5 protein-coding genes and 1 rRNA gene are annotated in these 6,068 nt (G+C 54.8%); 5 read left to right on the top strand and 1 reads right to left on the bottom strand.

All coding sequences use genetic code 11. The features are described from left to right. The first annotated feature begins 42 nt into the window (after positions 1-42). Positions 43-159 (top strand): 5S ribosomal RNA (gene rrf / locus AC1AY0_RS11650). A 106-nt stretch (positions 160-265) separates the two neighbouring features. On the opposite strand, the gene AC1AY0_RS11645 is transcribed toward rrf, so the two are convergent. Beyond that, positions 266-1,663, bottom strand: coding sequence for an ATP-binding protein (locus AC1AY0_RS11645; RefSeq protein WP_476524983.1), 1,398 nt, complete (start codon positions 1,661-1,663; stop codon positions 266-268). 374 nt (positions 1,664-2,037) lie between these two features. Here AC1AY0_RS11645 and gluB point away from each other — a divergent pair, with 374 nt between their 5' ends. The 4 genes from gluB (at position 2,038) to nrdI (ending at position 6,067) form a co-directional block, all read left to right on the top strand. After that, positions 2,038-4,494, top strand: a complete 2,457-nt coding sequence (gene gluB / locus AC1AY0_RS11640) for a beta-glucosidase GluB (RefSeq protein ID WP_476524960.1) — start codon at positions 2,038-2,040, stop codon at positions 4,492-4,494. Further along, positions 4,487-5,029 (top strand): GtrA family protein, encoded by a 543-nt coding sequence (locus AC1AY0_RS11635; RefSeq protein WP_476524961.1) that lies wholly within the window; start codon positions 4,487-4,489, stop codon positions 5,027-5,029. The genes gluB and AC1AY0_RS11635 overlap by 8 nt, the downstream gene beginning before the upstream one ends. A 361-nt stretch (positions 5,030-5,390) precedes the next feature. Further along, on the top strand, positions 5,391-5,642 hold the full coding sequence (locus AC1AY0_RS11630) for a glutaredoxin family protein (protein WP_476524962.1): 252 nt from the start codon (positions 5,391-5,393) through the stop codon (positions 5,640-5,642). Further along, positions 5,639-6,067: a class Ib ribonucleoside-diphosphate reductase assembly flavoprotein NrdI gene (gene nrdI, locus AC1AY0_RS11625; protein ID WP_476524963.1), complete on the top strand. Its 429-nt coding sequence runs from the start codon at positions 5,639-5,641 to the stop codon at positions 6,065-6,067. Before AC1AY0_RS11630 ends, nrdI begins: the two co-directional genes overlap by 4 nt. Position 6,068: the final 1 nt, after the last annotated feature.

Genomic DNA, 6,068 nt, shown 5'->3' with positions numbered 1-6,068 from the left:
AATGCCGGCGGACGATACGTCCGGCCGATAGAATTGAAGATTTGCGGCGGTCATGGCCCAGGGGAGACGCCCGGTCCCATTCCGAACCCGGAAGCTAAGGCCTGGCACGGCGATGGTACTGCACCCGACAGGGTGTGGGAGAGTAGCACACCGCCGCATTCACACTTTGAAGGGAAGGCCCCCACGCTGATGCGTGGTGGCCTTCTTGCATATAAGGACATAAAGGAGCCAAAGAACAGAATCCACTAACATCAGCGCGTATGACTTAGCACAACGCCCATTTCCAGGCGGGCAGCACATTGATGCGTCCCGAATCCGTGTCGATTGTTTCCTCATCGTGCATTGTCAGGATGATGCCATTGCTGAGTTGTGTGCGGCGCATTACTGCATCCAATGAACCGACTTCCCGTGCACGGGTTCTAGCGGATGTCATGTCGGCTGTTACTTGGATTAACGCGTATGGCTCGGCAGCCAGCGCATCGCCGATTAGAAAATCAACCTTTTCCTGACGCTCGCCAGGCATTGTATAGGAAGTCACAGCTTCGGTTCGTCGTCCTGTAGTACGGCGGCGCAGTTCGCAGAACACCGCCGTCTCTAGCCTCTTGCCGAGATCCTGCTGATTGGCGCGTGAGACGGCGTATACCATGCCCTGATCAACTGCATACGTTTTTGGTACGTCAGTGCTGCCTGGTTTGAGTGCGGTTCGGTATTCACGCAACTCATAGACCAGATATGCCTGTCGGAACAGTTCTAGTAATGCATTGATTTTGTCCCAATACACTTTCCAACCGTCAGTCTTAAGTGCCGCCGTCAATGAGTTGACTGACAACTCACACGCCGTGTTGCGCAGTAGATACAATGCGGTCTGTGTAGCGAGTGCAATGTTCTCGCGCCCCAGACGTTCAGCCACATCGCGTGCCACTACGTCGCGCATATAACCTTGTAGCATTTCGATGCGATCTGCTTCCATGAGCTGTTGCACGCCCGGGAATCCGCCAATGGTGAGGTACTGTGCATAAGCGCTTTCGAATTCGGTAGTCTCCTGAGGCGAGAATGCAAGGTCATTGAGACCCTCACTGATAGCTTGTGAGTCAGTTTGCTCCATGGACGGTACGTCCATATTGCGGAATGTGCAGAATTCTCGGAAAGATAATGGCAACATCTCGTGCGGATGTGAGCGCCCGCGGAAGTTGGTGGCAATTTCGTCGCTGGAGAGTTTCGATGATGACCCGGTGATGGTGAGCGTCACTTTCTCGTGCTCGGCGATACGCTGGCAGAATCCTTGCCAGTTAGCACATTCCTGTACTTCATCTAGGAACAGGTATGCGCCATCGCGCCGGGCCTCGGGAACTTGTCGCCAGTATTCGTTGACGATATCGTCGAGCACACTGTTTGGCATCGGCCGCAGCCGGTCGTCGGCGAAATTGAAATAGAAAATTCGGTTTCGTGGTATGCCGGCATCTAGCAGGTCGTGGATTTTCTGGAAGAGGTAGAACGTTTTGCCGCAGCGACGCACGCCGGTAATGATGTGCACGATGTTGAACATGGCGGGTTCATCAAGTTGACGGATGACTTCATGACGTCGGGATGGTGTAGGTAGATCCGTGCGCATCGCTTCGCGCACCAGCATCGCATACGATTCACGAGGGTTGTCCGGTACCATTGCGGTCACCTGCCTTCTTGCCTGGGCTTTCTGTGCTATCTACTATTCCAAGGTATCACTTCTTAATTTTTTTGAGAAGATAGAGCAAAATCTTCCCAGAAATTTTGAGAAGTACTCAGTCGAAGGGCTGTATAAACACCGTCTATGAAATAGAGCCGCAAGGCGTTAAGCTCCTTCCGACCGATTGTGCGTGCGAAATGACAGGTTGTGTAATGTACGGGGTGAAGCCTTGCAGAACCTGATTGAATCAAACTAGCGGCGAGATGTCCGAACGTCACAGCGGTGTCACATCGGACTGGTTTCAATCGCAGGACAACTGCGAAAGCCACAATCGCCTGGAGCGAGCAATTAGTGCAAGGAAGGACGAGTCAGCGATGGAACTCGAAGAACTCTCGGTAGCCGAAAAAGCGGCGATGCTTTCCGGTGGCTCTGAATGGGATTCGCGCGGTAACGATCGCGCAGGCATCCCCAGCTTCGTGATGAGCGACGGCCCCCACGGTGTGCGTCGTCAGCTCGGTGAAGGCGATCATTTGGGCCTGGGCGCATCCAAGCCCGCCACATGCTTCCCGACAGCTGGCACAGTGGCCAATTCTTGGGACCCTGAGCTCGCCGAAGAAATGGGCGAGGCGCTGGGCCGTGAAGCCCACGATTTAGACGTGAACGTGCTGCTGGGCCCGGGCCTCAACATTAAGCGAAACCCGCTGTGCGGTCGTAACTTCGAGTATTATTCCGAAGACCCGATTGTGGCCGGCCGTATGGCTGCCGGCCTGATTCGCGGCATCCAGTCCAACGGCGTTTCCGCATGCCCCAAGCACTTTGCGGTCAACAGCCAGGAGTTGCGTCGCCAGGCTTCCAACTCGGTGATTGATGAGCGCACGATGCGCGAAATCTACCTGACTGGTTTCGAGATTGCCGTACGCGAGGCGGCTCCGATGACCATCATGACCTCCTACAACGAGATCAATGGTGTTTACGCACATGAGAACAAGCACCTGCTGCAGGATATTCTGCGCGACGAGTGGGGCTTCGACGGTATGGTTGTCTCCGATTGGGGTGGTTCGAACTCTGCTGTAGCTGCCGTTAAGGCTGGCGGATCGCTGGAAATGCCGTCTCCTGGCTATACCTCTGTGCGTGAGCTTGAAGGTGCTGTGGCTGCCGGAACGCTTTCTGAAGCGGACATCAATGCTCGCGCTGCTGAAGTGGCAAAAATCGCACGTTTGACCCGCGCTGAAGGCGTTGGTCGTGATGATCTGCTGACTGACGCTATCGTCGCCGCCCATCACGAAGTGGCTCGCAAGGTGGCTGAAGGTTCATCCGTGCTGCTGAAGAACACGGATGCGACGTTGCCGTTGAAGTCCGGCGTGCGTGTGGCTGTTATTGGCGATATGGCGAAAACTCCGCGCTTCCAGGGTTCCGGTTCCTCCAAGGTCAACGCCACTCATGAGGAAAATATTCTTGATGAGCTCAAGGCTGCAGCGGAATCCACTGGCATTACCGTAGCCGGTTACGCGCAGGGCTATGACCGTCAAGGCGGGGTCAATCGCGAGCTGGTTACCGAGGCTGCCGCTCTTGCTGCACAGCCGGACACTGATGCAGTGATTGCTGTAATCGGACTTGATGAACGCAGCGAATCCGAGGGTCTTGATCGCTCGACCATGGCTATTCCGCAAGTGCAGAATGATTTGATTGCTGCCTTGGCTGCTACCGGTAAGCCCGTTATCGTGGTGCTCGTAGCAGGCTCTCCGGTTGAGCTGCCTTGGTTTGATGATGTGGCCGCTGTGCTGTATGTGGGACTGTCCGGCCAAGCTGGCGCTTCCGCTACTGTGCGTGCGTTGACTGGTCAAATTAACCCGTCCGGCCATTTGGCTGAAACCTGGCCGCTGGCGTACGATGACTGCCCGTCTTCTGGCTGGTACCCGGCTGTGGGACGCGATGCCATTTACCGTGAAGGCCCGTTCGTTGGCTACCGTTATTACGAAACCGCTCAGGTTCCTGTCCGCTTCCCGTTCGGCTATGGTTTGAGCTATTCGAGCTTTGCATATAGCGATTTGGTGGCTGATGAAACCGGTGTGCAGTTCACGGTAACCAATGATTCCGATGTGCCGGGCGCTACTGTCGCTCAGCTCTATGTTGCTGGTCCGTCTCGCTCTGAAGATCATGCTGCCGGTGTGCTGCGCCCGGCTCGCGAGCTCAAGGGCTTCACCAAGGTTGCTTTGGATGCCCATGAATCCAAGACTGTGCGCATCGAATTCGACCGCTACACGTTCCGTCATTTCGATGTTGCTGCTAACCGTTGGGCTACCGAATCAGGTATTTGGACGTTGTCCGTAGGCGCCAATGCTGAAGATCTGCCGCTGAGCACGCCGTTCGCAGTTGCCGGTGATGTGGATGCAGTTCCCGCTGATTCTGCTCTCGGCCACTATCTGACCGGCGACGTCAAGCATGTCACCGATGCAGAAATGGCCACGCTGTTCAACCACGAGGTCATTGCTCCCGGCAAGCCCACTACGTTTGGTGTGAACGACCCCATCTCCAGCTGGGTAGATTCACGAGGTTTCGTGGCTCGCACCATCGCCAAAACATTGAGTAATCGTGAGGCTTCAGTACGCCAAAAAACCGGCGCGCCTGATCTCAATACTCTGTTCATTCTCAACATGCCACCGCGCGCGATGAGCAAGATGACTCAAGGCATGGTCGATTCGACCATGGTGGACGCCATCGTCACTATCGCAAACGGGCACACCTTCCGCGGGCTCGGCGGCTTGATCGCCGGATTCTTCCGCAACCAATCCGCCAATAAGCGCACAGCAAAGGAGCTCAACAATGACTGATACCAACACCGCCAACGCTTCCGAAGGCAAGAAGCTCGGCCCGATTCGCCAGTGGATTAAGGATCACCCCACCATTTGGGAGTTCATCCTGTTCAATGTGCTGTCGAACATCTCCACGATTTCCCGTTTCGTGGTGACGTGGATTGGTACTGCGATTTTCGTGGCTGGTCTTGGCATCACGACGCCATTCCACTTCCTGATTTTCAACTATCCGGAATCCGGCAACGGTCTCGGCGGCTTCCTTACCTTCCTCTTCGCTGAGGTTATTGCTCAGGTAGTGAACTTCTTCGTGCAGATGAAGTGGGTGTTTAAGTCTGACTCCAGTTTCAAGGATGCCGCATGGAAGTACGCCATTCTTGCTGTGGTGATCGTGGTAGTGAACCTCGTGCTGCCGGGCTATGTGACCTCCCTGTGCCAGGGTTGGGGCATGAACGCCGGCGTGGCTGGCACTATCGCTTCCGTGGTCAACACCCTGCTGGCTGTGGTGGTGAGCTACCCGTTGCTCAAGTTCTGGATTATGCCTAAGAACAAGTGAGGCATGCCTATTGAACCTACTGCAGTAAATCGAACTTCTCTCTAAAACTTCTTCCTCTACTTGGCTGGCGGCACTTTTCCCAGAGTGCCGCCAGCCAAGTTTTTTTATGAACTCCTAATAGATTCCGCTTCCTGCCAGAGATAGAACCAGCGGCAAATGTGAACAATGCCACATCTCGCGTTTGGCCAGCGTAGAACCCTTAGTGATGATCAGTGTGATAAATGGCGGAAAATCAACGCAAAACACTATATCTAGTGATATTTACTGCAACACGCCACTACACATAGTGGCTTGATTGCAAATCACACGGTTGTAATATGGCTCTCGCTTCATTTTGAATTGCTGCCAGAAGGGGAGTTCCATGACCATTACCGTGTTCACCAAGCCTCATTGCCCGCAGTGCGAGGCCACCAAGCGTCAGTTCACCAAGCTGGGTGTTCCGTTTGAAACCGTGGACCTGACGGAGAACCCCTCCACTCTTGAACAGTTGCAGGCCGCAGGCTTCCAGCAGGCCCCAGTTGTTATCACTCCGGACAACTCTTGGACCGGCTACCGTCCGGATCTGATTCGCGAAGTTGCCAAGCAGGCCGCTGCAACCCCGGTGAACGCGTGACGGGAGCGCTAGTCTACTTCTCATCGGCCTCCGAAAATACCGCACGATTCGTTGCCGGATGTCATCTGGAGGACCATGGCATCAACGTATACCGGATACCGCTCAAAGCCTCCGAACCAGCATTGAACGTGCGCGAACCCTACGTCATCATGGTTCCTACCTATGGCGGGGGAGTCATCAAAAAAGCAGTGCCGATTCAGGTCAAACGCTTCCTGAACGATCCTGAGAACCGTAAATGGATTCGCGGCGTTATCGCATCAGGTAACACGAACTTCGGTGAGGCGTACTGTGCGGCAGGAGACATCATCGCCGCCAAATGCCATGTGCCTTTCCTCTACAAATACGAGCTGATGGGCACCCCGGAAGATACCGCTGCAGTCACCAATGGCCTTGTGCGGTTCTTTGCCGACTCAGCGAAACAGTGAC

The sequence above is a fragment of the Bifidobacterium sp. LH_416 genome, assembly GCF_056357055.1.
The sequence above is the reverse complement of the archived record's forward strand: the minus strand, read 5'-3'. Positions and strand labels throughout refer to the sequence as shown.